Annotated in this window: 17 protein-coding genes; 7 read left to right on the top strand and 10 right to left on the bottom strand. The window is 70.5% G+C overall.

All coding sequences use genetic code 11. From position 1 onward, the window contains the following. Nucleotides 1-86: 86 nt before the first annotated feature. The gene (locus tag AB0L37_RS21740) at nt 87-890 is read left to right on the top strand and encodes an NAD(P)H-dependent oxidoreductase (RefSeq protein ID WP_365507722.1); all 804 of its coding nucleotides are present in this window, start codon (nt 87-89) and stop codon (nt 888-890) included. Nucleotides 891-942: 52 nt separating this feature from the next. On the opposite strand, the gene AB0L37_RS21735 is transcribed toward AB0L37_RS21740, so the two are convergent. The 5 genes from AB0L37_RS21735 to AB0L37_RS21715 all read right to left on the bottom strand — a co-directional run bounded on the left by AB0L37_RS21735 (nt 943) and on the right by AB0L37_RS21715 (nt 6992). Beyond that, a complete protein-coding gene (locus tag AB0L37_RS21735) occupies nt 943-2697 on the bottom strand; it encodes a trehalase family glycosidase (protein ID WP_365507719.1) in 1755 nt (584 codons plus the stop codon). Between the two features lie 56 nt (nt 2698-2753). Further along, nucleotides 2754-3590 (bottom strand): carbohydrate ABC transporter permease, encoded by an 837-nt coding sequence (locus AB0L37_RS21730; RefSeq protein WP_365507716.1) that lies wholly within the window; start codon nt 3588-3590, stop codon nt 2754-2756. Next, on the bottom strand, nt 3587-4561 hold the full coding sequence (locus AB0L37_RS21725; RefSeq protein WP_365507713.1) for a sugar ABC transporter permease: 975 nt from the start codon (nt 4559-4561) through the stop codon (nt 3587-3589). The genes AB0L37_RS21730 and AB0L37_RS21725 overlap by 4 nt, the downstream gene beginning before the upstream one ends. Nucleotides 4562-4585: 24 nt before the next feature. Further along, entirely contained in the window at nt 4586-5827 is a 1242-nt protein-coding gene (locus tag AB0L37_RS21720; protein ID WP_365507710.1) for an extracellular solute-binding protein, read from the bottom strand. A gap of 142 nt (nt 5828-5969) precedes the next feature. Continuing rightward, nucleotides 5970-6992 carry a LacI family DNA-binding transcriptional regulator gene (locus tag AB0L37_RS21715; RefSeq protein ID WP_365507707.1) on the bottom strand — a complete coding sequence of 341 codons (1023 nt, stop codon included), beginning with the start codon at nt 6990-6992 and terminating at the stop codon, nt 5970-5972. Between the two features lie 291 nt (nt 6993-7283). Here AB0L37_RS21715 and AB0L37_RS21710 point away from each other — a divergent pair, with 291 nt between their 5' ends. Continuing rightward, a complete protein-coding gene (locus tag AB0L37_RS21710; protein ID WP_365507704.1) occupies nt 7284-10946 on the top strand; it encodes a LamG-like jellyroll fold domain-containing protein in 3663 nt (1220 codons plus the stop codon). A 52-nt stretch (nt 10947-10998) separates the two neighbouring features. Here the strand turns inward: AB0L37_RS21710 and AB0L37_RS21705 are convergent, their stop codons facing one another. From AB0L37_RS21705 to AB0L37_RS21695, 3 genes are all read right to left on the bottom strand, one after another. Beyond that, on the bottom strand, nt 10999-11649 hold the full coding sequence (locus AB0L37_RS21705) for a polysaccharide deacetylase family protein (protein WP_365507819.1): 651 nt from the start codon (nt 11647-11649) through the stop codon (nt 10999-11001). Between the two features lie 33 nt (nt 11650-11682). After that, nucleotides 11683-12372 (bottom strand): glycoside hydrolase family 11 protein, encoded by a 690-nt coding sequence (locus AB0L37_RS21700; RefSeq protein WP_365507701.1) that lies wholly within the window; start codon nt 12370-12372, stop codon nt 11683-11685. 277 nt (nt 12373-12649) lie between these two features. Beyond that, complete coding sequence (locus AB0L37_RS21695; protein WP_365507698.1) at nt 12650-13681, bottom strand: LacI family DNA-binding transcriptional regulator; 1032 nt, start codon at nt 13679-13681, stop codon at nt 12650-12652. 87 nt (nt 13682-13768) lie between these two features. On the opposite strand from AB0L37_RS21695, the gene AB0L37_RS21690 reads away from it, so the two are divergent. The 4 genes from AB0L37_RS21690 (at nt 13769) to AB0L37_RS21675 (ending at nt 17901) form a co-directional block, all read left to right on the top strand. Beyond that, nucleotides 13769-14128 (top strand): hypothetical protein, encoded by a 360-nt coding sequence (locus AB0L37_RS21690; RefSeq protein ID WP_365507695.1) that lies wholly within the window; start codon nt 13769-13771, stop codon nt 14126-14128. A 62-nt stretch (nt 14129-14190) separates the two neighbouring features. Continuing rightward, nucleotides 14191-15147, top strand: coding sequence for an ROK family protein (locus AB0L37_RS21685; RefSeq protein ID WP_365507692.1), 957 nt, complete (start codon nt 14191-14193; stop codon nt 15145-15147). Nucleotides 15148-15426: 279 nt separating this feature from the next. Beyond that, nucleotides 15427-16791, top strand: a complete 1365-nt coding sequence (locus AB0L37_RS21680) for a cellulase family glycosylhydrolase (RefSeq protein WP_365507689.1) — start codon at nt 15427-15429, stop codon at nt 16789-16791. 90 nt (nt 16792-16881) lie between these two features. Beyond that, nucleotides 16882-17901, top strand: a complete 1020-nt coding sequence (locus AB0L37_RS21675) for a LacI family DNA-binding transcriptional regulator (RefSeq protein ID WP_365507686.1) — start codon at nt 16882-16884, stop codon at nt 17899-17901. Nucleotides 17902-17918: 17 nt separating this feature from the next. On the opposite strand, the gene AB0L37_RS21670 is transcribed toward AB0L37_RS21675, so the two are convergent. After that, nucleotides 17919-18956 (bottom strand): LacI family DNA-binding transcriptional regulator, encoded by a 1038-nt coding sequence (locus AB0L37_RS21670; RefSeq protein WP_365507683.1) that lies wholly within the window; start codon nt 18954-18956, stop codon nt 17919-17921. Continuing rightward, nucleotides 18953-21355, bottom strand: coding sequence for a glycoside hydrolase family 2 protein (locus tag AB0L37_RS21665; protein WP_365507680.1), 2403 nt, complete (start codon nt 21353-21355; stop codon nt 18953-18955). Before AB0L37_RS21665 ends, AB0L37_RS21670 begins: the two co-directional genes overlap by 4 nt. Nucleotides 21356-21622: 267 nt before the next feature. On the opposite strand from AB0L37_RS21665, the gene AB0L37_RS21660 reads away from it, so the two are divergent. Continuing rightward, nucleotides 21623-22942: an extracellular solute-binding protein gene (locus AB0L37_RS21660; RefSeq protein WP_365507677.1), complete on the top strand. Its 1320-nt coding sequence runs from the start codon at nt 21623-21625 to the stop codon at nt 22940-22942. Nucleotides 22943-23009: the final 67 nt, after the last annotated feature.

Genomic DNA, 23009 nt, shown 5'->3' with positions numbered 1-23009 from the left:
CCCGTCCTATGGAATCGGCGCCCCTGAACAAAGGGCATCGCGACGGCCAGGATCGAAGACATCCGCAGCGATCCTCAGGAGTTTCCATGACCACGCAGCCGACCACGCAGCCGAAGACCCTCATCGTCCACGCCCACCCCGAGCCCCGTTCGCTCAACGGCTCGCTCAAGGACCTCGCCGTCTCCACCCTGGAGAAGGCGGGACACTACGTACGGGTGAGCGATCTGTACGCGATGAACTGGAAGGCGGCGGTGGACGCCGACGACTTCGGTCCGCACGCCTCGGACCCGCTGAAGGTCCCGCTGGACTCGGGCCGCGCCTTCCAGGCCGGTGAGCTGAGCCCGGACGTCCGCGCCGAGCAGGAGAAGCTGCTGTGGGCGGACACCGTCGTCTTCCAGTTCCCGCTGTGGTGGTACTCGATGCCCGCCATCCTCAAGGGCTGGTTCGACCGGGTCTTCACGTACCGCTTCGCGTACGGCGTCGGCGAGCACAGCGCCACGAAGTACGGCGAGCGCTACGGCGAGGGCACCCTCGCGGGCAAGCGGGCCCTGCTCTCGGTGACCGTCGGCGGCCCGGAGGCGCACTACGGGGCGCGCGGGATCAACGGCCCCATCGACGACCTGCTCTTCCCCATCCAGCACGGCATCCTCTACTACCCGGGCATCGAGGTGCTTCCGCCGTTCGTCCAGTACGGCACCGACCGGATGTCCGGCGAGGCGTACGCGGACGTCGCCAAGGCGTGGGAGCAGCGCCTGCTCACCCTGGGGTCGACGGAGCCGATCGCCTTCCGGCCGCAGAACTTCGGCGACTACGAGATCCCCGCGCTCCAGCTGAAGGAGGGCCTGGAGCCCGCCGGCCGTACGGGGTTCGGGCTGCACGTGAAGGCGTGACGCGGGCCGCGGCGGCAGCCGGCCCTCACCGCCGGCTGCCGCGGCGCGGTCCTCAGTGGTCCCGGTCCCCCTGTCCGCCGCGGCGGACGTGCGCCTCGGCCAGGAGCAGATAGCTGCTCGCGGTCCACGTGTAGGCGCGGTCGCGCAGGCCCGTGCCGGTCAGGGCGTCGAAGTTCTCGGCGAAGCCGTGGGCCTCGCACAGGGCACGGAAGCGGGCGCCGATGTCGTCCGCGAGGCGCTCGTGGCCCGCCCGGCGCAGGCCGTCCTCGATGAGGACGGTGGCGGGGGCCCAGATGGGTCCGCGCCAGTAGCCGTCGGCGAGGTAGTGCGGCGAGGTGGTGAGTTCGGTGGCCAGGCCGTACGGGGTGAGGTGGGCCTTGATGCGGTCCGCGAGGGTGCTGGAGATGTGCTCGGGAAGGTGTTCGCCGAGCACGACGGGCATCAGGTCGAGGAGGCTGTCGGTGCTCCAGGTGTCCCCGGACGCCGCTCCCCTGGCCACGAACCTGTCCTGCGCCCAGAGCTGGTCGAGCAGCGTGGACTGGAGGTCGTCCGCCGCCCGTGTCCACCGCCCGGCCTCCTCCCGCATCTCCAACACATCTGCCAGGTGAGCCAGTTCGTGCATCTGGAGGATGAGGAAGGCCGTCAGGTCGGCGGTGACGACGACCCGCTCGGGGTCGAAGGTGGTGGCGTTGTCCCAGCCGCTGTCGTTGCCGTGCTGGTAGTAGGGCAGTTCGCTGCCCTCGGCTCGGCGCGCGGTGAGCCAGAACTCGGTCCAGCGCTCCAACCGGGCGTAGGTGTCGGCGAGTTCGGCGCGCGTCGGGGGCTGCGACAGGCGCTCACGCAGGTGGCCGTGGGTCCAGCCGTGGATGGGCGGCTTCACGAAGTTGTACAGGACCTCGGAGTGCGTCACCGAGTCCGGCAGCGCGCCGGTCGCGTCCTGGTGGTCGAAGGGCAGGGCGAACTGGTCACGGGCGAGGTCCGGGCAACCGGCCGCCAGAGCAAAGGCGTTGAAGCAGTGGTCCCAGCTCCACACCTTGTCCATCCAGTGCTTCGACATCAGGACCGCGGGCCGGGTGACCAGGCCCGCCGGAGCGACGGTCGCCGACCACAGGACGTACGCCGCGAGTTCGGCGGCGGGAGTGGCGGCGCCGCGCCAGGGCGCCACGGCGTCCACGAACCGGGCGAACGAGGCCCGCGCCGACGCCACGACATCGTCGAAGGACGTCGTCCCGGCATACCGGGGGCGGGCCGTCTCGAACTCCTCGACGGCCAGCTCCCAGGCGCCGCCGTCCGACGCGGTCGTGACGACACCGCGCTCGCTGCCCGCCAGCGCCTGCGGCCCGTCCACACGGGCCACGGCGCCGCTCAGCACCGTGACCCGGTAGCGGCGTCCGGTCTCGTACGACGTGAAGACGTGGGCGTCGGCCGCCGGGTCGTGGAAGAAGTACGTGCCGCTGAACGGCGTCAGGGTCGGCGCGGCCGCGAACACGCCGAGGTCCAGGTCGCCGCTGCCGCGCAGCCGGACGGTGTCCGGTGACTCGTAGGCGAGGTCGATCCGCCCCTGCTCGCCGATCCAGCTGAGCAGGCCCGGGGTCGCCTCGACGCGGGTCTCGGCGCGGCCGCCCGAGCCGCGGTGCATCGGGGTCAGGCGCAGGACGCCGTGCATGCCGTTCTGGTGCGAGACGAGATGGAGATCGTCGGCGTACGTCTTCTCTGCGACGACCGGCGAGATGTCGAACCAGGAGCCGTGCGTGCTGAAGGGGATGTCGTGGACGGAGAAGGCCGGGCCGGAGTGGGCGGCGGTCATACGGAGTGACTCGATTCTCGAGAGAGGCGGCGGCAGGCGGGGTTCGAAGGGGTCTCTCAGTCCTTGACGGCGCCCGCGGTCACGCCGGCGGCGACATAGCGCTGGGCGAGGACGAGGATGACCGTGGCCGGCAGGGAGGCCACGACGGCGGTGGCCATGATGGCGTTCCACTCCTGGTTGTTGTTGCCGATGTAGTGGTAGATGCCGAGGGTGATCGGTTCGTGGGAGCCGCCGTTGACGAGGGTGCTCGCGAAGACGAAGTCCGACCAGGACCACAGGAACGCGAACAGCGACACGGTGACGACGGCGTTGCGGCTCATCGGCAGGACGATCGACCAGAAGGTGCGCAGGGGGCCCGCGCCGTCGGTCTTCGCGGCCTGGAGGAGCTCGCCGGGGATGCCCGACATGAACGCGGTGAAGATGAGGACCGCGAACGGGACGGCGAGGGTGGAATCGGCGATGATCAGCCCGGGAACCGTTTTGAGCAGGCCGAGTTGGAGGTAGATGGCGTAGAAGCCCATCGCCATGATGATGCCGGGGATCATCTGCGCGGCGAGCAGCGCGAAGCTGAGGATGCCGCCGCCGCGCGGGCGGAGCTTGGCGAGGGCGAAGCCGGCCGGCGCGGCCAGGGCGACGGTGAGGGCGACGGTGCCGAGGCCGATGACGAGACTGGTGCCGAGGTAGGGCAGTTGCTCGTCGAGGACCGTGCGGTACCCGGCCAGCGTGCCGTGCGCGGGGAACAGGTCCGGCGGGCTCTTGCGCATGTCCTGGTCGCGGGTGAAGGAGACGTTGACCATCCAGTAGACCGGGAAGAGCATCACCGCGGTCAGGACGACGCCGACGGCCGTCTTCAACGGCCCACGGCCGCCTGCCCGTTGACGTACGAGGCTCATGACAGTGCCTGCTTTCGCTGGGCCCGCACATAGACCAGGCCGAAGACGAGGGCGGCGACCACGAGCAGGTTCCCGACGGCCGCGCCGGGGCCGAAGGCGGGCAGGAGATTGCCGAACCCGAGCTGGTAGGACCAGGTGGCGAAGGTGGTCGACGAGTCCGCGGGACCGCCCTTCGTCATGATCCAGATGATGTCGAAGACCTTGAGCGTGTAGACGAGGCCGAGCAGCAGCGTGATCGCGGAGACGGGGCGGAGCAGCGGGAAGGTGATGCTCCAGAACCGGCGCCAGGCCCCCGCCCCGTCGAGCGCCGCGGCTTCGTAGAGCCCGGCGGGGATGGACTGAAGTCCGCTGTGGAGGACGACCAGGTTGAAGGGGACGCCGATCCAGATGTTGGCGAGGATCACGGAGGTCAGCGACCAGGACGGCGAGGTCAGCCAGTTGACGGGCCCGATGCCGAGCGCGTGCAGGGCCGCGTTGACGATGCCGGAGTCGCTGTTGAGCATCCACGACCAGGTGGATGCCGACACGATCAGCGGCAGCAGCCACGGTACGAGGAAGAGGGCGCGCAGGGTCGCCGAGAGCCGGAAGTTCTGGTGGAAGAAGACGGCGAGGGCCAGGCCGATCGCGTACTGGAAGGCGAGGCAGACGACGGTGAAGACGACGGTGTGCAGCAGGGCCGGGGCGAAGGTCGGGTCGTCGAAGACGGTCCGGTAGTTCTTCAGGCCGGTGAAGGGCGCGTCGCCCTGCACGAAGGAGCGGACGGTGTAGTTGCGCAGGCTCAGGTCGAGGTTGCGGAAGAGCGGATAGGCGTAGAAGAGGACGAGGTAGGCGGTGACCGGGGCGAGGAAGCCCCAGGCGGCCCACTGGGTGGAGGCGGGGCGGCGCCGCTTCGTGGTCCGGGCCGGGGCGGCGGGGGGCGCCCCGGTGCCGGTCCGGCGCTGCGCCGGCAGCTGCTCGGTCATGTGGCTCATCGGCGATCCGTCCGGGGTCCGCCGCTACTTGACGGCCGACTGGGCCGCGGCCAGCGCGTCCTTGGGCGACGTCGATCCGCTCAGCGCGGACTGGACCGCCTTCCACAACTGCTCGGAGATCTTGGGGTACTTGGTGCCGAGGTCGTCGCTGGTGCGCCCCTTGGCGGACTTGACCGCCTCGACCCACGGCTTCAGTTCGGCGTTCGCCGCGACCTGCTTGTCCTGGACCTCGGACGTGGGGGCCACGTAGGAGAGGGTGGTGTCGGTGTCGTACAGGTTCTGGGTGCTGGTCAGGCAGGCCGTCAGCTTCTTGGTGGTGGCGTAGCGGCCGGTGTCCTCCTGGACGGGGACGGTGACGAACTCGCCGCCGGTGGGGGCGGACGCGGTGCCCTGCGTCGCGGCGGGGATGGGCAGCACCCCGTAGTCGAGGCCCGCCTTCTTGGCGTTGGCGAGCTGCCAGGTGCCGTTCTCGCCGAACGCGTAGTCGCCGGTGGCGAACTCCTGCCAGCTGGTCGTCTGCGTGTTGTTGAGGACGGAGTTCGGCGCGTACCCCTGCTTCAGCCAGTCCTTCCAGAGCGCGAGCGCCGACTCGGCCTGCGTGGAGTCGAGTTGCGTGAGCTTCGCGTCCGCGCCCCAGAACCACGGCAGGAACTGGAAGCTGCCCTCCTCCGTGCCGATCGCCGAGAAGGTGATGCCCTTCTTGCCCGCCCTCTTGACCTTGCCGAGCGCGGCGGTCAGGGACAGCCAGTCCTTGATGGAGGCGACGTCGACGCCTGCCGCCTTCAGGACCTTCTTGCTGTAGTAGAGGGCGAGGGTGTTCGCGCCGATCGGTGTGCCGTACGTCTTGCCGTCCGACTGGCCGGCGGCGAGCAGGTTGGGGTCGACCTTCGACGTGTCCAGCTTGATGTCGTCGGTCGTGGTGAGCACGCCCGCTTCGGCGAGGGTCGACACGACCGGGTTGTCGACGATGAGGACGTCGGGCGAGTTGCCCTGCTGCGCCGCGAGCAGCGTCTTGTTGGCCAGGTCGCTGGTGTCGAACCCGGTCCGCTTGACCTTGACCCCGGCCTCGGTGCCGCACTTGTCGAGCAGCTTCGTCCACGCCGAGCCCTTGGCGAACTGCGGGTACGGGTCCCAGATCGTGTACGTGCCGTCGGCTGCGCCCTGGCTGTCGGAGCCGCCGGAGCCGGAGGAGCAGGCGGCGCCGGTCAGACAGACAGCGGTCGACAGAGCCGCGGCGGCGAGGCGTCGTCGGGAGGTGCTGTGCATGGCGGGTCCTTCGTCATCTGGGCACAGGGGTGCCGTGGAAGGGGCGACGGGGTGAAGTGGGAAGCGGTGGTGCGCTGTTGTGATGCTGTGCAGTGTCGTGGTGCGGCGGTGCTGTGGTGGTGCGTGTGCCGGCCGGTCGGTGTCAGGGGCGCTGCGCGGAGGCCGCGGGGCCGGTGCTTGCGCGCAGCGAGATCGGCGGCGTGAGCAGATGGTGCCGGGGCGGAGCGTCGGCCCGGCCGAGGCGCTCGACCAGCAGGTCGACGGCGCGCCGGCCCAGCTCGGCCGCCGGTACGTCGGCGGCGGTGAGCTGCGGTGTCACGGTCTCCGCCCAGCGCGCGGCGACGACGCCGGTGACGGAGAAGTCGCGCGGGACGTGGCGGCCGGCCTGGGCGAGCCCCCGGTACAGGCCGCCGAGTGCGGCCTCGTTCAGGGTGACCAGGGCCGTCGTCGCCGGTTCGTCGTGCAGGATCTGCTCGACGCACGACTGGCCGGCGGCGGCGTCGTCCCCGCAGCAGTACGTGCGCACGGTGAGCCCGCGCTCGGCCGCCGCCTTGGTGAATCCGTCGAGGCCGCGCTGCGCCGACTCGTAGCCGGTGCGCAGGAGTTGCTCGGGCCGGTTCACGAAGGCGACGTGCTGGTGGCCGAGGTCGGCGAGGTGGTGGACGCAGGCCGCCGCGAGCGCGGTGTGGTCGAGGCCGACCCACCAACTGTCGTGCGGGTGGGCGGTACGGCCGATGGCGACGAACGGGAAGCCGAGGGCCGTGAGGTGGTCGGCCCGGTCGTCCTCCAGCCTGATCTCCATGAGGATCGCGCCGTCGACCCGCCGCTCGCCGAGCAGCCGCTGGAAGGAGCGGTCGCTGTCGACGCCGCTCGGGGAGAGCAGCACGTCGTAGTCGTGGGCCGTGGCCGCCTCCACCACGCTGCCGATGAAGTCCAGCTGCATGCCGGTGTAGTGGTTCCCGGCCGGCGGGAAGACCAGGCCGATGGTGCTGGTGCGGCCGTTGGCCAGTGCGCGTGCGCTGGCGTTGGGCCGGTAGCCGAGTTCGTCGATGACCTGCTGGATCTTGCGCCGTGTGTCGTCCGAGACCGGGCGCTTGCCGGACAGGGCGACCGACACGGTGCTCCGCGAGACACCGGCCCGCCGGGCGATCTCACCGATGTTCACGGCTGCTCCTTGCTCAGGTGGGGTGCGTGCTCTCAGGCGGCGACGGTCCTGTGTCGAACCGGTTCGCGTGAAGTGAAGGTAGGAAGGCGAGGCACGACTGTCAACACTTCTGACACGTCTCATCGTTGACCTCGTACTTCATGAACCCCGTTGAGTGCGGGGCCACTTCTCCCCTCCCGAAGCATTGCTGGCCACTGGCCACGCTGCTAACTTCGCCGAACCGGTTCGACCCCGTGGTTCGGCCGGTCCACGAAGTCTCAAGGGATCTCAAGGGATTGAGGACGCGATTCCATGCCATCCGCTGACAGACCCGCCCGCCCCCGCCGGGCCCCTGCCGCCGTGGCCGTTGCGCTCGGCGCGGGCCTGCTGACCGCCCCCACCGTCGCCCCCGCCCACGCGGCGGACCCGCCCCGGCCGACGGCCCGGTACACCTTCGACGAGGACGACCTCACGTCCGGGAAGATCGCCGACAGCTCCGGCAACGGACTCACGGCGAGCCTGGTGAACGCCTCCACCGCCGCCTCCGTCGCAGGCCCTGACGGCGGCAAGGCCCTCTCGCTGCCCGGCGGCGCCGCCGACTCGGACGGCGCGTACGTCCGACTGCCCCGCGAACTCCTGGTGGACACGGCCGACTTGACGGTCTCCGCCCGCGTGAAGTGGAGCGGCGACAACGCCGCGTGGCAGCGCATCTTCGACCTGGGCAGCAACACCTCGAAGTACCTGTTCACAACCCCGTCCAACAACGGCGGTGTGCTGCGCACCGCCGTGACCACCGGCGGGGGCGGCGCCGAGTCCCAGGTCAGCGGCTATGCACCGCTGCCCACGGACGGATGGCGCACGGTCACCGTCACCCTGGACAGCGCGGCCAAGCGGCTGACGACATACCTGGACGGTGTGGCGGTGTCGTCCGCCGCGACGAACGTCAAGGCCGGTGATCTGCTGGAGAGTTCGGCCACGGCGGCCGGATATCTGGGCAAGTCCCTGTATCCGGACCCGCTGTTCAAGGGCGCGATCGACGACTTCACGGTGTGGCACGCGGCGCTCACCGCCGACCAGGTGGCCGGCTCGGTCACCGGTGAACGGCCCACCCTCAAGGAGCTGTCGAAGACGTCCTTCGATGTCCGTACGACGACGGGCAGCGCCCCGGCGCTTCCTGAAGCGGTGCGCGCGTCGTTCTCCGACGGCTACGACCGTGACACCCCGGTCGTCTGGGACGCCGTGCCGTCCGAGAAGTACGCGAAGCCGGGCACCTTCACGGTCGCCGGGACCGCGGCGGGACGCGCGGTGCGCGCGGACGTCACGGTGACCCGCGCGGGACAGCTGACCGTCGACCTCGGCGCGGACACCGGCGCCTTCCACGGCGGAGCGTCCGGCACGCTCTACGGCGTGTACGGCCCGGACGTCCCGACGAACAACCTCCTGGAGGGCATGGGCCTGCGCACCGTGTCCACCAAGGCGCAGGACGGCCCGCAGCACCCGGGCGCCGACGCCCTGGAGGTGGTGAAGCCGCTGGCGGACTCCACCGACGGCGACGTGTACATCTACATGACCGACATCCACCGCGGCTTCCCGTACGAGTGGCCGGGCGACACCCCGGCCCAGAAGCTCAAGCTGTACATGGAGAAGATCGCCAAGCAGGTCGACCAGGTCCTGAAGCTGCCGGAGAAGTACCAGGACAACATCGTCTTCGTGCCGTTCAACGAGCCCGAGGGCAACATGTTCGGCACGGGCACCTGGTCGTACGACAAGGTGAGTTGGCTGTCCGACCCTGACGACTACTTCGCCGCCTGGGACGACGCGTACAAGCTCATCAAGGGCAAGATGCCGGCCGCCCGCATCGCGGGGCCGAACACCAGCGTCCTGTACGACCAGGTGAAGGGCTTCCTGCGGCACACCCTCGACGCCGGCACCCTGCCCGACGTGATCACCTGGCACGAGCTGAGCCACCCGGAAGCGGTGCGCGACAGCGTCGCGAAGTACCGGACGTGGGAGAAGGACCTCTTCAAGGGGACACGGCACGAGGGGACCCAACTCCCCGTCAACATCAACGAGTACGCGTTCAACTACCACACCTCGGTCCCCGGCCAGATGGTCCAGTGGGTCTCCGCGATCGAGGAGTCCAAGGTCGACGCGGACATCGCGTACTGGAACATCGACGGCAACCTCTCCGACTCCGCCGTGCAGTCCAACCGCGCCAACGGCCAGTGGTGGCTGCTCAACGCGTACGCGTCGATGACAGGACGCACGGTGCGGGTCACCCCGCCGTCGCCCGGCGAGAACTACACGATGCAGGGTGTCGCCACCCTCGACCGCGACAAGCGGCAGGCACGGCTGCTCTTCGGCGGTTCGGCCGGCAGGGGCCACATCACCTTCGGCAACCTCCCGGACGGCGTCTTCGGCGACCAGGTCCACGCCTGGGTGCGGGAGATCGGCTGGAGCGGCCAGATCGGCGACTCGGCGGGCCCGCGCCTGCTCTCCGAGACCGATCTGAAGGTGGGCGACGACGGCACGGTCTCCCTCGACTTCGGGGACGGCACCCTGCCGAAGCTCGACGAGTCGTCGGCGTACGAGATCGTCCTCAGTCCGGCCGGAAAGGCGGCGAACACACAGACGCCGCCGGTGAGTTGGCAGACGTCCTACGAGGCGGAGGACGCCGCCCACACCGGGACCGGCTACGCGAAGAACGGCCCCGAGGGCTCGCCGAAGGACGTGTCGAAGTTCTACACCTCGGGCGGCTACGACGTCGGCGGCCTGCGGACCGGCTCCGACGTCACGCTGGACTTCACCGTGGACGTGCCCGAGGACGGCACGTACGACCTGAGCGTCTTCGCCAACTCCCTCAACACCTACGACAAGGTGAAGGAGCAGGGCCCGACCAACGTCTTCCTGCGCGTGGACGGAAAGGCGGACAGCGAAAGGGAGTTGAACCTGCCGCTCGGCTACAAGTGGGTGGTGTGGGACCACGCCGACACCAAGGTGAAACTCACCAAGGGCACCCACACCCTGACGCTCGCCGCGAAGAGCCTCGACGGCAAGCGCACCACGCGGGGCGACGCGATCGTCGACCGGCTGACGCTGTCCCTGCCCGCCCCGACGGCGGCCACCCAGGTGTACGAGGGTGAGCTGGCCTGGCTGGGCGGCGGCGCCCGTCCCGACTACGGCACGTCGCTGCCCGTCAGGACCGGATCGGGCGCGGCCCGCCTGGCCAAGGACCAGACGGCGACGTTCTGGGTGCACTCCCCCGCCGACCGCGAGGCGACACTGCGCGTGGAGACGCTGGGCACGCCGAACGCCCGGCTCTCCGTCAACGGCCACGACGTGCTCCGCGTCACCAAGGGCCGGGACAAGGTCGCGGTCTCGCTCTCCGGCGGCCTCAACAAGGTGACAGTGACCGGGAGTTCAGCGGTGACGCTCGTCGACCGGCTGACCGTCACGCCGACCGAGGGCACGCTGACGGAGCGTACGTACGACGCCCGCGACGCCAAGCTCGCCGGCACGGCGAAGCTCACCGAACTGTCGCTGGCCGACAAGGGCACGGCGATCACCGACATCGGCGGCGCCCCGGGCAACACGAACACCGCGACCTTCACGGTCGACGCCGACCGCGACGGCCGCTACGCGCTCCGCATCCGCTACTCCAACCCGGAGCAGTCCCCGGCCACGCACTACAACCCCGACCCGCTCGCCCGCCACGCCGACATCACCGTCAACGGCGCGGCCCCGCGACGCGTCGGCTTCCCGCACACCTTCCACCAGAACAACTTCTGGGAACTGACCGTCCCCGTCGACCTCAAGGAGGGCAGCAACACGATCACCTTCGGCTCCGAGGAACTCCCCAACTTCGACGGCACCACCTATGCGTCGGACACCTTCCCCGGCATCCTGCTCCGCTCCCGGTACGCGCCGCTGATCGACCGGATCACGGTCGCTCCGTACGCGCGGCCCGTGGGGTGACACACCGGTGCCCCGGGACGCCGAGCGTCCCGGGGCACCGTGTCGCCCGCGGTCAGGCCGGGGCCACGGCCCGTCCTGTCTGCGGGGAGATCATGCCCGCGCACAGGCCGCGGGCCGCGAGCCCCTGCGCGATCCGGGGTATCGCGGCGCGGGTGTTGGCGGGCCAGTCGTGCATCAGGATGATCTGCCCGTTGGTGAGCCGGGACGCGGCCTGCACGATGGCGTCGGCGCTCGCCCCGTTCCAGTCCTGCGAGTCGACGTCCCAGATGATCTGGGTCAGACCGTACTTGGCGGCGACGGCCGCCACCGTCGCGTTCGTCTCGCCGTACGGCGGACGGAACAGCCGGGGCGTGCCGCCGCCCGCGGCGGCGACGGCCTGCTGGGTCCTGCCGATCTCGGAGTCGATCTGCGCCTGGCTCAGTTGGGTCAGATGGGGATGCGTGTAGCTGTGGTTACCGACCCACATCCCGGCGGCGACCTGGGCCCGTACGAGGGACGGGTTCGCGGCGGCGTACTGGCCCTCGTTGAACATGGTGGCGCGCAGGCCGTTGCTCCGCAGCGCGTCGAGCAGGGCCGGTGTGGAGCCGGCCTGCGGGCCGTCGTCGAAGGTCAGGCCGACGTATCCGGTGCAGGTCGCGGCGCGCGCCGGGTCGACGGTGTTGATGGTGATGGCGCAGGCTCCGATACTCGCGAGGACGACCAGCTTCGTCAGTGACGCACGGGCGCGGCGCACCCGTCAGCCCACCGTGATGCTGGAGCTGCCACTGCTCTGGTAGCCCTCGGTGGCCATGATCATGTAGTAGCTGAAGCTGCCCATCGGCATCCCGACACGGCTCCAGGCGTCGAAGTGGTTCCCGGTGGTGATGGACCCGCCGGTGCGCTTCGACTGCCGCACGCTCCAGTACTGGTTGAAGGTCCTGGTGCCCTCGACGGACGGCGCGTTGTACCGCGTCGTCTGGTAGATGTCGTACGTGCCGCCGTCGCTGGTGACGGTGCCCTTGTACGTGCCGGTGGGCCGGTAGGTGCCCCAGTTGTCGACGATGTAGTACTCGACGAGCGGGTTCGAGGTCCAGCCGTACAGGGCCAGGTACGCGTTGCCGGACGGGTTGAAGCTGCCCCGGTAGTTCACGGTCCTGCGGGAGCCGTTGGCCCAGCCCTTGCCGGCCACGAAGTTGCCGGTGTTCCGCCACGACGTGCTGTAACTGCCGCCGGACGAGAGGGTCATGGAGACCGTGCCGGGAGCATCCGTCCAGAACGAGTAGTAGTAGCCGTTGTTGGTGCCCGTCTGGTTGGTGGTGATCGTGGTGTCGGCGTGGGCGGTGCCGGGCAGCACCAGCGCCAAGGCGCCGAGCGCCATCGCACCGGCCGTACCGATGAACGCGCGGCGGCTCAGGGGCGGCGTGGGGCTCTTGTGGTCCGTGTTCATGCTTCCTCCGGGTGGGGGCCTGGGAGAGGCTGCACAGCCATTGAGGTGCTTGTCGACGCCGTCAGGTTGGTCCCACCCCTGAGCACTGTCAACTGTTTCGACACAGACGACGAAACTTTTATGACACGACGCGTTAACTCATCGACACATCACCGCAGTTCAGCTCAGCATTACGGGCTCATGACAAGCCAGAACCAGGAAGCGGTCCGAATCGCACCGAGAAACACGCACGCCTCAGCGACGGCCTGACCGAAAGGTTTTCGCCTGCGAGGCCGGATCAGTGACTGCCGGGCGCCGCCGTGCTCTGCCGTACGACCAGGGACGTCGCCAGCTCCAGACGGGTCGCGACCTCCTCCTTCGCCCGCAGCCGCAGCAGCATCTGGGCCGCGCCCTCGGCCATCTCGAGCAGCGGCTGGTGCACCGTCGTCAGCGCGGGGCTCGACCACTTGGCCAGCGGCACGTCGTCGTAGCCCACGACGGACAGGTCCTCCGGGACCCGCAGCCCGCGCAGGCGGGCCGCGTCCAGGACGCCGAGGGCCTGGAGGTCGCTGCCCGCGAAGATCGCCGTCGGCGGGTCGGCCAGGTCGAGCAGTTCGGCGGCGCGCTCGCGGCCGCCCTCCACGTGGAAGTCGCCGTACCGCACGAGGTCGGGGTCCACCGGAAGTCCGGCCATGCTCAGCGCCGAGCGGTAGCCGTCGAGGCGGGCCAGCGAGCAGAGCACGTCCTCGGGTCCCGTGATCATGCCGATGCGCCGGTGGCCGAGCTGGACCAGGTGCCGGGTGGCGGCGAGCCCACCGCTCCAGTTCGCCGAGCCGACCGAGGGCACGTCCGGGTCGGGGTCGCCGGCCGGGTCGATCACGACGAACGGGATGGAGCGCGACCGCAGTTGCTGCTTGACCTCGGCGGGCAGCGTCGAGAAGACGAGGACCACGCCGAGCGGCCTGCGCTGCAGCACGCCCTCGATCCACTCGGGCCCCGGCGCCTGGCGCGTACCGCTCTCGGTGAGCACGACGCTGGCGTCGTTGGCCTTGGCGACCCTCTCCACGCCCCGGATCAGCTCCAGCGCCCAGACGCTCTCCAGCTCGTGGAAGACGAGCTCGATCAGGGGCGCCTCGTGGGCGACGCGGGTGGTGCGGCGGTAGGCGTTCTCGTCCAGCAGACGCTCGATCTTGTCGCGGGTGGGCGCCGCGACGTCCTGCCGCCCGTTGAGCACCTTCGAAACTGTCGAAATGGAGACCCCCGCCTGCTGAGCGACCTGCGCCAGGGTGATCCGACCCGCGTAATCGTCATCTCGCATGTCCGAGAGCATAAGGCACGCCGAAAGAGTTTCGAAGGGGGTTTCCGATCGCTCTCCCCTTCCCGGCGCGACGACTTGGCCGAACCCTGGACTTCACCCATGGTGACCAGCGAAGACCCGTCGCACGAGATCGTCAGGAAGCTGGCCGCAGGAGTGGCGCCCAGCCTGGCGCTCGACGCGCCGGACCCCGCATCCTGGATCGGCCTCGACCACGAGATGCGTGAACCGTCATGGCAGTACAGGGAGTTGTTCCACGCGTACGGTGCACGGTCCGGGCGACGGCGACACCGGTCCCCCGACGCGTCCGCGCCAGCCGTCACCTGGACCCACGAGCCCGACGACGTCGAACCGTCGCTCGCCCTGCGCGCGGCCGGGGTGCACACCCGGATCCGATCCGCACCGCTGTCCGCAGCTCGCCACCCTTCACCCGCCGGACTGAATCGGTTAAGTATCCTCTAGGCAACGTTGTCACCACTGGTTCGGAGCACGTGGCCCGCGGCCCGTGCCGGAAGGGGAGGGTCATGTACGCGGCATTGGACATCGGGGGCACGAAGATCGCCGGGGCGCTGGTCGACGCGGAAGGGCGCGTGACGCGGCGGGTGCAGCGCCCGACACCGGCGAAGGAGTCGGCGCGCGTCCTGATGGGCGCGGTCGGCGAGGTTCTGAACTCCCTTGCCGGGGACCCCGCCTGGGCATCCGTGCGCGGTCTCGGCATCGCCAGCGCGGGCCCGGTCGACACCGTCGGCGGCACCGTCAGCCCGGTCAACATCCCTGCCTGGCGGTGCTTTCCGCTGGTGGACGAGGTGCGGGCACACCCCCTCCTCGCCCCCGGCGTCGAACCCGTCCTGGTCGGCGACGCCGTGGCGATGGCCGCCGCCGAGCACTGGAAGGGCGCGGCCCGCGGCGTCGACAACGCGCTGTGCATGGTGGTCTCCACGGGCGTCGGCGGTGGTCTCGTCCTCAACGGCCGCCTGCATCACGGGCGTTCGGGCAACGCCGGGCACATCGGCCACATCAGCGTGGACCTCGACGGCGACCCCTGCCCGTGCGGAGCGCGCGGCTGCGTGGAGGGCCTGGCCAGCGGCACGGCGATCGCGCGGCGCGCACGGGCCGCCGGTTGGACACCGCCGCAGGGGGAGGCGGCGACGGCCGCGGAGGTCGCCGCCTCCGCGCGGCGCGGCGACGCACTGGCCCTGGCCGCCTTCGACCGGGCCGCACAAGCCCTGGCAGCGGGGATCGCCGCCACGGCCACCCTGGTCGAGATCGAGGCGGCGGTCATCGGGGGCGGCGTCGCCCAGGCAGGCGACCTGCTGTTCACGCCCCTGCGGCGCCACCTCGACACCTACGCGACCCTGGACTTCGTCCGGGGCATCCAGGTCCGCCCGGCGGCGCTCGCCCAGGACGCCGGTCTGGTCGGGGCGGTCGCCGCGGTGCGCGAGCCGGAACGCCTCGCGCGGGCCGGGGAAGCAGTCGCGTAACCGCCTCCGCACCGCCTCTCCGCTGATGCTCAAGCTGAAGACTTAACCGGTTCCGAAGAAAGCATTGTGCTCGACCATCGGGGCCCCTAATGTCGTGGCCGTCGCCGGGCGGAAGCCTCGAAGCCGGTCACCTTCTCTGCGTTCTCGCAGGTCAGATGGTGTTCGGCGATTCCCCGGCCGACCTTGTCCCGAGTCGCCCCTGATGCCGCGTCACGTCCCGGGCAGCCGATGCCAGCTGCCCGGAGAGCGGGCGCGCCCCCGTCGAACCAGGAGCAGTAGATGAGACGCACCCGAGCCGCCGTCGCGACCGGCACCCTCCTAGCCGCCTGCGCCGCACTCCTCACCGCCACCCCCTCGGCCCAGGCCGCCGAGACCCCCGGCTTCCACATCAAGGACGGCCGGCTGCTGGACGCCAACGACAAGGACTTCGTGATGCGCGGGGTGAACCACGCGCACACCTGGTACCCCGACAAGACCACCCAGGCCCTGAAGGACATCAAGGCCAAGGGCGCCAACACGGTCCGCGTGGTTCTCGCCACCGGGGACCAGTGGACGAAGAACGACACGGCCGACGTCACCCGCGTCGTCGCCGAGTGCAAGGAGAACCGGCTGATCTGCGTCCTGGAGGCGCACGACACCACCGGCTACGGCGAGGCGGGCGCCGCCGCGCCACTGTCCAAGGCCGTCGACTACTGGCTCGGCGTCAAGAGCGCCCTCGTGGGCCAGGAGAAGTACGTCGTGGTCAACATCGGCAACGAGCCGTACGGCAACAGCGGATACAGCGCCTGGACCGCGGACACCAAGGCCGCCATCGGCCGGCTGCGGGCCGGGGGCCTGGACCACACCCTCATGGTCGACGCCCCCAACTGGGGCCAGGACTGGTCGTTCACGATGCGCGACAACGCCGCCTCGGTGTTCGCCGCCGACCCCGACCGCAACACCCTGTTCGACATCCACATGTACGGCGTCTACGACACCCCGGCCGAGGTCAGCGACTACCTCAACCGGTTCACCTCCGCCCATCTGCCCATCGTCGTCGGCGAGTTCGGCAACATGCACTCCGACGGCAACCCCGACGAGGACGCCATCATGTCCACCGCCCAGTCCCTCGGGGTCGGCTACCTGGGCTGGTCCTGGAGCGGCAACGGCGGCGGCGTCGAGTATCTCGACCTCGTCCAGGGCTTCGACGCGAGCCGGCTCTCCGACTGGGGCAAGCGCCTCTTCGACGGAGCCGACGGCATCAAGGCCACCGCCAAGGAGGCCAGCGTCTTCACGAGCGGCACGGGTGGGGGCGGCGGCACCGACCCGGGCGAAGGCACCGGCACCGGCGCTTGCGCCGTCACGTACCGGCTGAGCGACTGGGGCAGTTCGTTCAACGCCGATGTCACCGTGCGCAACACGTCCGACCGGGCGCTCGACGGCTGGAAGCTCGACTTCGCGTTCTCCGGACAGCAGAAGGTCACCTCGATCTGGAACGCCAAGGCCACGCAGAGCGGCACCGCCGTCCATGTCACCCCCGAGTCCTGGACGTCCGCCGTCCCGGCGGGCGGCTCGGTGAGTTTCGGGTTCAGCGGCTCCTCCACCGGCACCAACGCGGTGCCGACGGCCTTCACGCTCGACGGCAGGGCATGCACCACCGGCTGAACCCTGGTTCAGTGACCGGATGAGCGCGCTTCAGCGGCCGACCGGTAAGGTCGGCCGCTGAAGCGCGGAACCGGTACAGCAGGAGGGCGCATGAAACGGCCGACGATCGCGGACATCGCGCGCCAGGCGGGAGTCTCCAAGGTCGCGGTCTCCTACGCCCTCAACGACCAGCCGGGCGTCTCCGCGCAGACCCGGGCGCGGATCAAGGCGATCGCCCAGGAGGTCGGCTGGCGCCCCAGCAGCGCCGCTCGCGCGCTCAACGGCGCGCAGGCCAGGGCCGTGGGTCTTGCGGTGTGCCGCCCCGCGCGCACCCTGAGCGTCGAGCCGTTCTTCATGGAGCTGATCGGCGGCATCGAGTCCGAACTGGCGCCGCGTTCCATCGCGTTGATGCTCCAGACGGTCACCAGCCACGAGGACGAGACGGAGCTCTACCGTCGCTGGTGGGGCGAGGGCCGGGTGGACGGCGCGCTCCTGGTGGACCTGCACGACGACGACGTACGGGTGCCGGCCCTCGCGGCGCTGGATCTGCCCGTGGTCGCTCTGGGACCGCCGAGCGCCGCCGGGGCCGTGCCCGCCGTCTGGTCCGACGACGGGGCCAGCATGCAGGAGACCGTCGCCTACCTGGCCGCGCTGGGGCACCGCTCCATCGCACGGGTGGCGGGGATGCCGCAGCTCGCCCACACGACCGTGCGCGACGCCGCGTTCGAGGCGAGCTGCCGTGAGGCGGGGCTGCCCGAGCCGGTCGTGGTACACACCGACTACTCAGGGGAGGACGGCGCACGCGCCACGCGCCGACTCCTCATCGCGGCGCAGCGGCCCACCGCCATCGTCTACGACAACGACATCATGGCGGTGGCGGGCCTGTCCGTGGCGCAGGAGCTGAGTCTGGACGTGCCCGGCGACCTGTCCCTCGTGGCATGGGACGACTCCCCGTTCACGCAGGCCGTACGTCCCCAGCTCACCGCCCTGACACGGGACATCCCCGCGTACGGGGCCTGCGCCGCCCGTACGCTCCTCGCCGCCATCGGCAAGGAGCCGGTGGACCACGTCCAGGTGGACGCCGCCCGGCTCGTGCCGCGCGCGAGCACCAGCGCGCCGCGCCCTCGCTGAGCGCCTGGCCGAGCGCGTCAGGTCGGCGGCAGCGCGGGCGCCGCCGTGGAGGCGCGCGGCGCCAGCGACGGTGTCCGCACCGGACGCGGCGTCACCTCCCGCCCTGCGATGACGGCGAACAGCTCCCGGGCGACCTCGGCGCCGAAGCCGTGCACGTCATGGCTCATCGCCGACAGCGTGGGGTGCGTCAGCCGGCACAGCTGGGAGTCGTCCCAGGCCAGCAGCGACAGTTCGGCCGGCACCCGCACGCCCATCTCGGCCGCGACGCCCAGACCGGCGACCGCCATGATGTCGTTGTCGTAGACGATCGCGGTCGGCCGCTCGGGCCGCAGCAGCAGCGAGCGGGTGGCCCTGGCCCCCTCCTCCCCCGCGAACCCCGTCGCCACCTGGGCCCCCGGCCCGAGGCCGAGGTCGTCCAGCGCGCCGCGGAAGGCCCGTTCACGGATGGCGCTGTGCCCGAGTCCCGGCGGGCCGCCGACGCGGGCGATGTGCCGGTGGCCGAGGGCGGCGAGGTAGCGCACCGCCTCGTCGACCGCGGTGGCGTCGTCCGTCCACACCGAGGGGATCCCGCCGGTCAGGTCCGGGTGGCCCACCGCCACCGCCGGGATGCCGAGCTCTTTGAGCGGGCCGATGCGCGGGTCGTCCTGCTGGAAGTCGACCAGGATCGAGCCGCCGACCTGCCGTTCGCGCCACCAGCTCTCCTGGAGCGCGATCTCCTCGTCGAGGCTGCTGACCAGGCGGAGCAGCAGCGAGCAGGACCGCTCGGCCAGGACGCTCTCGATGCCGGAGATGAACTCCATGTAGAACGGTTCGAGGCCGAGCAGCCGGGCCGGCCGGCACAGGGCGAGGCCGATGGTGTCGGTCCGCTGTGTCGACAGGCTCCGGGCGGAGGAGTTGGGCGCCCACCCGAGTTCGCGGGCGACGGCGAAGATGCGTTCCCGGGTGGTCTCGGCCAAGCCCGGCTTGTGGTTGAACGCGATCGACACCGCGCCTTTGGAGACTCCGGCGGCGGCCGCCACCTCCTTGATGGTGACGCGTTGGACGGGAGCGCTCACGCGGGTTCCACGCAGAAGAGGGCGGCGCGGACGGCGTTGGCGCCCGCGCCGGCCGCCCCGTGGACACGGATGCGGGTCTGTTCGCCGGGCAGCAGCGTGATCAGACCGCGGTCGGTGGTCGCGTGCGGCCCGAGCCGGTCGGCCTGGAGCAGCAGGTCGCGTACGAGGGTGTGTGCGCTGACCACGACGTCCACCGTGTCCTGGTCGCGGCCCACGGTCTCCACGGCGATGTCGAACCGCGGCGCCGGGTAGGCGAACTCCTTGTCCCGCACGGGCAGATGGAGGGCGCGCAGGCCGTCGGCGTCGGCGACCAGGTACTCCTTCGTGCCACCGTCGGTGGGCCGTACCTCCGGTGGGGCGGGCAGCCGCAGCACCTCGCGCGCGGGCACGGTCAGACCGAGGGAGAGCCGGGTCGCCAGGGTTCCGTCGGCGTGCATCAGACGCAGGGTGACGTCCGTGGTCCACGGCTCGGCGCTCTGGTTGACGAGCACAAGGTCGGGTCCGTCGGCGCCCGGCTGGAGGGTGAGCAGCCGGTCGGCGTAGACGCGGCGCAGCTCGTGGTGGAGGGGCTTGAGGCGGCCGTCGCCGTCGATGGCGGACCAGGAGCTGACCGGCCAGCAGTCGTTGATCTGCCAGACGATCGTGCCGGCGCAGCGCGGCCAGTTCGCCCGCCAGTGCTCGATGCCGGTGGCGACGGCGCGGGCCTGGACGACCTGGGTGAGGTAGTGCCAGCGGTCGAAGTCGCCCTCGGGCAGGGCGAAGTGGCGGGCGACGCCGCGGTTCAGCTTGCCGTTGCCGTCCTCGGCCTTCTGGTGGTGCAGCATGCCGGGCGAGTCGGGCGCGAGGTCCTCGCCGGGCAGGGCGCGGCGCAGCGTGGCGAGCGCGGCGGGCGCCTGCCAGCCGAACTCGGAGACGAAGCGCGGCACGTTCGAGCGGTACTCGGTGTAGTCCTGCCGGTTCCACACCTCCCACGAGTGGTACGTGCCGTGGTCGGGGTCGTTCGGATGGTGGTCCCAGGACCCGGACCAGGGACTGCCCGCGCTGTAGTGCCGGGTGGGGTCCAACTCCGCGACCACGCGCGGCAGGAGACCCAGGTAGTACCCCTCGCCCCAGGAGTTCCCCGCGAGGGGTTCCTCCCAGTCCCAGTCGCGAAAGCCCCACAGGTTCTCGTTGTTGCCGTTCCACAGGACGAGTGAGGGGTGCGGCATGAGCCGTACGACGTTGTCGCGGGCCTCGGCCTCCACCTCGCCGCGCAGCGGCTGTTCCTCGGGGTAGGCGGCGCAGGCGAAGAGGAAGTCCTGCCAGACCATCAGGCCGAGTTCGTCGCAGACGTCGTAGAAGGCGTCGTCCTCGTAGATGCCGCCGCCCCAGATCCGCACGAGGTCGGCGTTGGCCGCGGCGGTCTGCTCCAGGCGTCGGCGGTAGCGCTCGGGGGTGATCCGGGACGGCAGGACGTCGTCGGGGATCCAGTTCACGCCGCGGACGAAGATGCGCTCGCCGTTGACGACGAAGGTGAAGCCGGTGCCGTGCGCGTCGGCGGAGCGGTCGAGTTCGACGGTGCGGAAGCCGATCCGGCGCTGCCACGCGTCCAGCGGCGCCGCGCCGTCGAGGAGCGTCAACTCGACGTCGTACAGCGGCTGTTCGCCGTGTCCGCGCGGCCACCACCGGCGTACGTCGGGCACATCGAGGACGAGGGTGGCGCTGTCGCCGTCGATCTCGGCGCGCGTGGTCACGCCCGCGACGGTGGCGAGGGCGGCCAGGCCGCGGTCCGCGCCGGCGGTGGTGCGCTCGATGTCGACGCGGAGTTCCACGCGGCCGTCGGTCCCGTCCACGGTCACCAGCGGTCGGACCCGGGCGATGCGGGCCGTGGACCACTGCTCCAGGCGGACCGGGCGCCAGATGCCGGCGGTGACCACGGTCGGACCCCAGTCCCAGCCGAAGTTGGCGGCCATCTTGCGCACGTACTGGAACGGCTCGGGGTAGACGTTGGGCCGGTCCCCCGTCAACGCCCGGACGGCCTCGGCCTCGTCGTAGGCGGAGGCGAAGGTGACGCTCAGCTCGCCCGAGCGGCCGGTGACGTCGAACCGGTAGGAGCGGTGCATGTTGCGGGTGCGGCCCAACTCCGCGCCGTCCAGGGTGAGTTCGGCGACGGTGTCCAGGCCGTCGAAGACCAGGTCGGTCCGCTCGGCGGCGCCGCTCACGGAGGGCAGGTCGAGGGTGTAGGTCCACGAGCGGCGCCCGACCCAGTCGACCTCCTTCTCGTTCGTTCCGAGGAAGGGGTCGGGGATGAGGCCCGCGGCGAGCAGGTCGGTGTGGACGCAGCCGGGGACGGCGGCTTCCAGCCGCTTCCCCTCGTGGCTGAGTCGCCAGCCCTCCGTCAGCTGGACGACGTGCTTCATCTGCGGCTCCTCTCGGACAGGTACAGGCCCTGTTGCGGGTGACGTCGGCCAACCTAACCCTCGTTGATTAACCGGTCCAGTCCCCACAACTGATCACGCCCGCACACAACAGCGCAGATCCACGCCCCGGCAGCCGACTCCCGCCCGAGCGCGGAGTAACGATTAGGCATCACGCCGGAAATTGGAGCTTTACCGGTTCACGGATGGCTGACATAGTGCCGTCAGCCGCTGGGGCCTGAGCCGTAACCCTTGAAAGGAGTTGGGCACATGAGGAGGAAGCCGCTGAGCGCGGTTCTGCTTGCCACCGCGATGCTGACCGTCGCGGGGTGTGGTGGCGGGGGATCCTCGTCCGGGGAGGCGGCCACCGCACCCTCGGACCCCGCCAAGGTGTCGGGCACGATCACCGTGCTGACCAACCGCACCGACCTCGTGCAGGACGGCACGATGAAGAAGTACGCCGCCCAGTTCAAGAAGACCTACCCCAAGGTCTCGGTGAAGTTCCAGGGCATCACCGACTACGAGGGGGAGGTGAAGATCCGGATGAACACCGAGAACTACGGCGACGTGCTGCTGATCCCGTCGGTGATCGCCAAGGGCGACTACCCGAAGTTCTTCGCCCCGCTCGGTGACACCAAGGAGATGGCGAAGACCTACCGCTTCACCGGCAAGACCGATGTCGGCGGCAAGACGTACGGCATCGCCAACTTCGGCACCGTCAACGGGCTCGTCTACAACAAGGCGGTGTGGAAGAAGGCCGGCATCACCGACTGGCCCACCACCCCTGCCGAGTTCCTCACAAATCTCCGGCAGATCAAGGCGAAGACCGGCGCGACGCCGTACTACACCAACTTCAAGGACGGCTGGCCGCTCAGCAGCCCCTGGACCAACAGCATCGGCTCGGTCAGCGGAAGCCCCGACGCCTACGCGCAGCTCGCCGACTCCAAGGCACCGTGGGCCAAGGGCAGCGACCTCAACGTCCTCGACACCCTCCTCTACGACATCGTCCACGACAAGCTGTCGGAGAAGGACCCCACCACCACCAACTGGGAGACCTCGAAGACCGACCTGGCCAAGGGGAAGATCGGCAGCATGCTGCTCGGCTCCTGGGCCGTGAACCAGATGCGCGACGCGGCCGGCAAGGCGGGCGAGAACCCGGACGACATCGGTTTCATGCCCTTCCCGGTCCAGAAGGGCGGCGCGTTCCGCGCCACCATGCTCTCCGACTACCAGCTCGCCGTGAACACGCACTCGGACAACAAGCCGGCCGCCCGCGCCTGGATCGACTGGTTCACCGAGAAGTCCGGCTTCTCCGCGAAGGAGGGCGGCGTCTCGGCCCTGACCTCCCTCAGCTTCCCCGATGTCCTCAAGCCGTACCAGGACAACGATGTCAAGCTGATCGAGCGCTCCGAGGACAAGACGCTCCAGGTCGACGCGATCGACAACGCCGCCGAGATCGGCCTCGCCAAGCAGGACTACCGGCAGAAGCTGATCGACATCGCCCGAGGCGCTCAGAAGGGCTCCCTCCAGGGCTACTTCGACGAGCTGAACAAGCGCTGGGCCGACGCGGCCGCGACCGCAGGCAACTGACCCGGACCGAGCACAGGGCCCCGCACCGTCCGCGGGGGCGGGGCCCCGCGCCTGACCGAGCTCGCCC

This window comes from Streptomyces sp. NPDC052225 (assembly GCF_040679615.1).
Taxonomy (GTDB): Bacteria; Actinomycetota; Actinomycetes; order Streptomycetales; family Streptomycetaceae; genus Streptomyces.
The sequence above is the reverse complement of the archived record's forward strand: the minus strand, read 5'-3'. Positions and strand labels throughout refer to the sequence as shown.

What these genes read in the sequence shown, in the direction of transcription:
- AB0L37_RS21690 (WP_365507695.1), top strand. Translation starts at nt 13,769, where the DNA reads ATGGTGACCAGCGAAGACCCGTCGCACGAGATCGTCAGGAAGCTGGCC.
- AB0L37_RS21665 (WP_365507680.1), bottom strand. Translation starts at nt 21,355, where the DNA reads ATGAAGCACGTCGTCCAGCTGACGGAGGGCTGGCGACTCAGCCACGAG.
- AB0L37_RS21680 (WP_365507689.1), top strand. Translation starts at nt 15,427, where the DNA reads ATGAGACGCACCCGAGCCGCCGTCGCGACCGGCACCCTCCTAGCCGCC.
- AB0L37_RS21710 (WP_365507704.1), top strand. Translation starts at nt 7,284, where the DNA reads ATGCCATCCGCTGACAGACCCGCCCGCCCCCGCCGGGCCCCTGCCGCC.
- AB0L37_RS21660 (WP_365507677.1), top strand. Translation starts at nt 21,623, where the DNA reads ATGAGGAGGAAGCCGCTGAGCGCGGTTCTGCTTGCCACCGCGATGCTG.
- AB0L37_RS21700 (WP_365507701.1), bottom strand. Translation starts at nt 12,372, where the DNA reads ATGAACACGGACCACAAGAGCCCCACGCCGCCCCTGAGCCGCCGCGCG.
- AB0L37_RS21735 (WP_365507719.1), bottom strand. Translation starts at nt 2,697, where the DNA reads ATGACCGCCGCCCACTCCGGCCCGGCCTTCTCCGTCCACGACATCCCC.
- AB0L37_RS21730 (WP_365507716.1), bottom strand. Translation starts at nt 3,590, where the DNA reads ATGAGCCTCGTACGTCAACGGGCAGGCGGCCGTGGGCCGTTGAAGACG.
- AB0L37_RS21725 (WP_365507713.1), bottom strand. Translation starts at nt 4,561, where the DNA reads ATGAGCCACATGACCGAGCAGCTGCCGGCGCAGCGCCGGACCGGCACC.
- AB0L37_RS21685 (WP_365507692.1), top strand. Translation starts at nt 14,191, where the DNA reads ATGTACGCGGCATTGGACATCGGGGGCACGAAGATCGCCGGGGCGCTG.
- AB0L37_RS21740 (WP_365507722.1), top strand. Translation starts at nt 87, where the DNA reads ATGACCACGCAGCCGACCACGCAGCCGAAGACCCTCATCGTCCACGCC.
- AB0L37_RS21720 (WP_365507710.1), bottom strand. Translation starts at nt 5,827, where the DNA reads ATGCACAGCACCTCCCGACGACGCCTCGCCGCCGCGGCTCTGTCGACC.
- AB0L37_RS21675 (WP_365507686.1), top strand. Translation starts at nt 16,882, where the DNA reads ATGAAACGGCCGACGATCGCGGACATCGCGCGCCAGGCGGGAGTCTCC.
- AB0L37_RS21695 (WP_365507698.1), bottom strand. Translation starts at nt 13,681, where the DNA reads ATGCTCTCGGACATGCGAGATGACGATTACGCGGGTCGGATCACCCTG.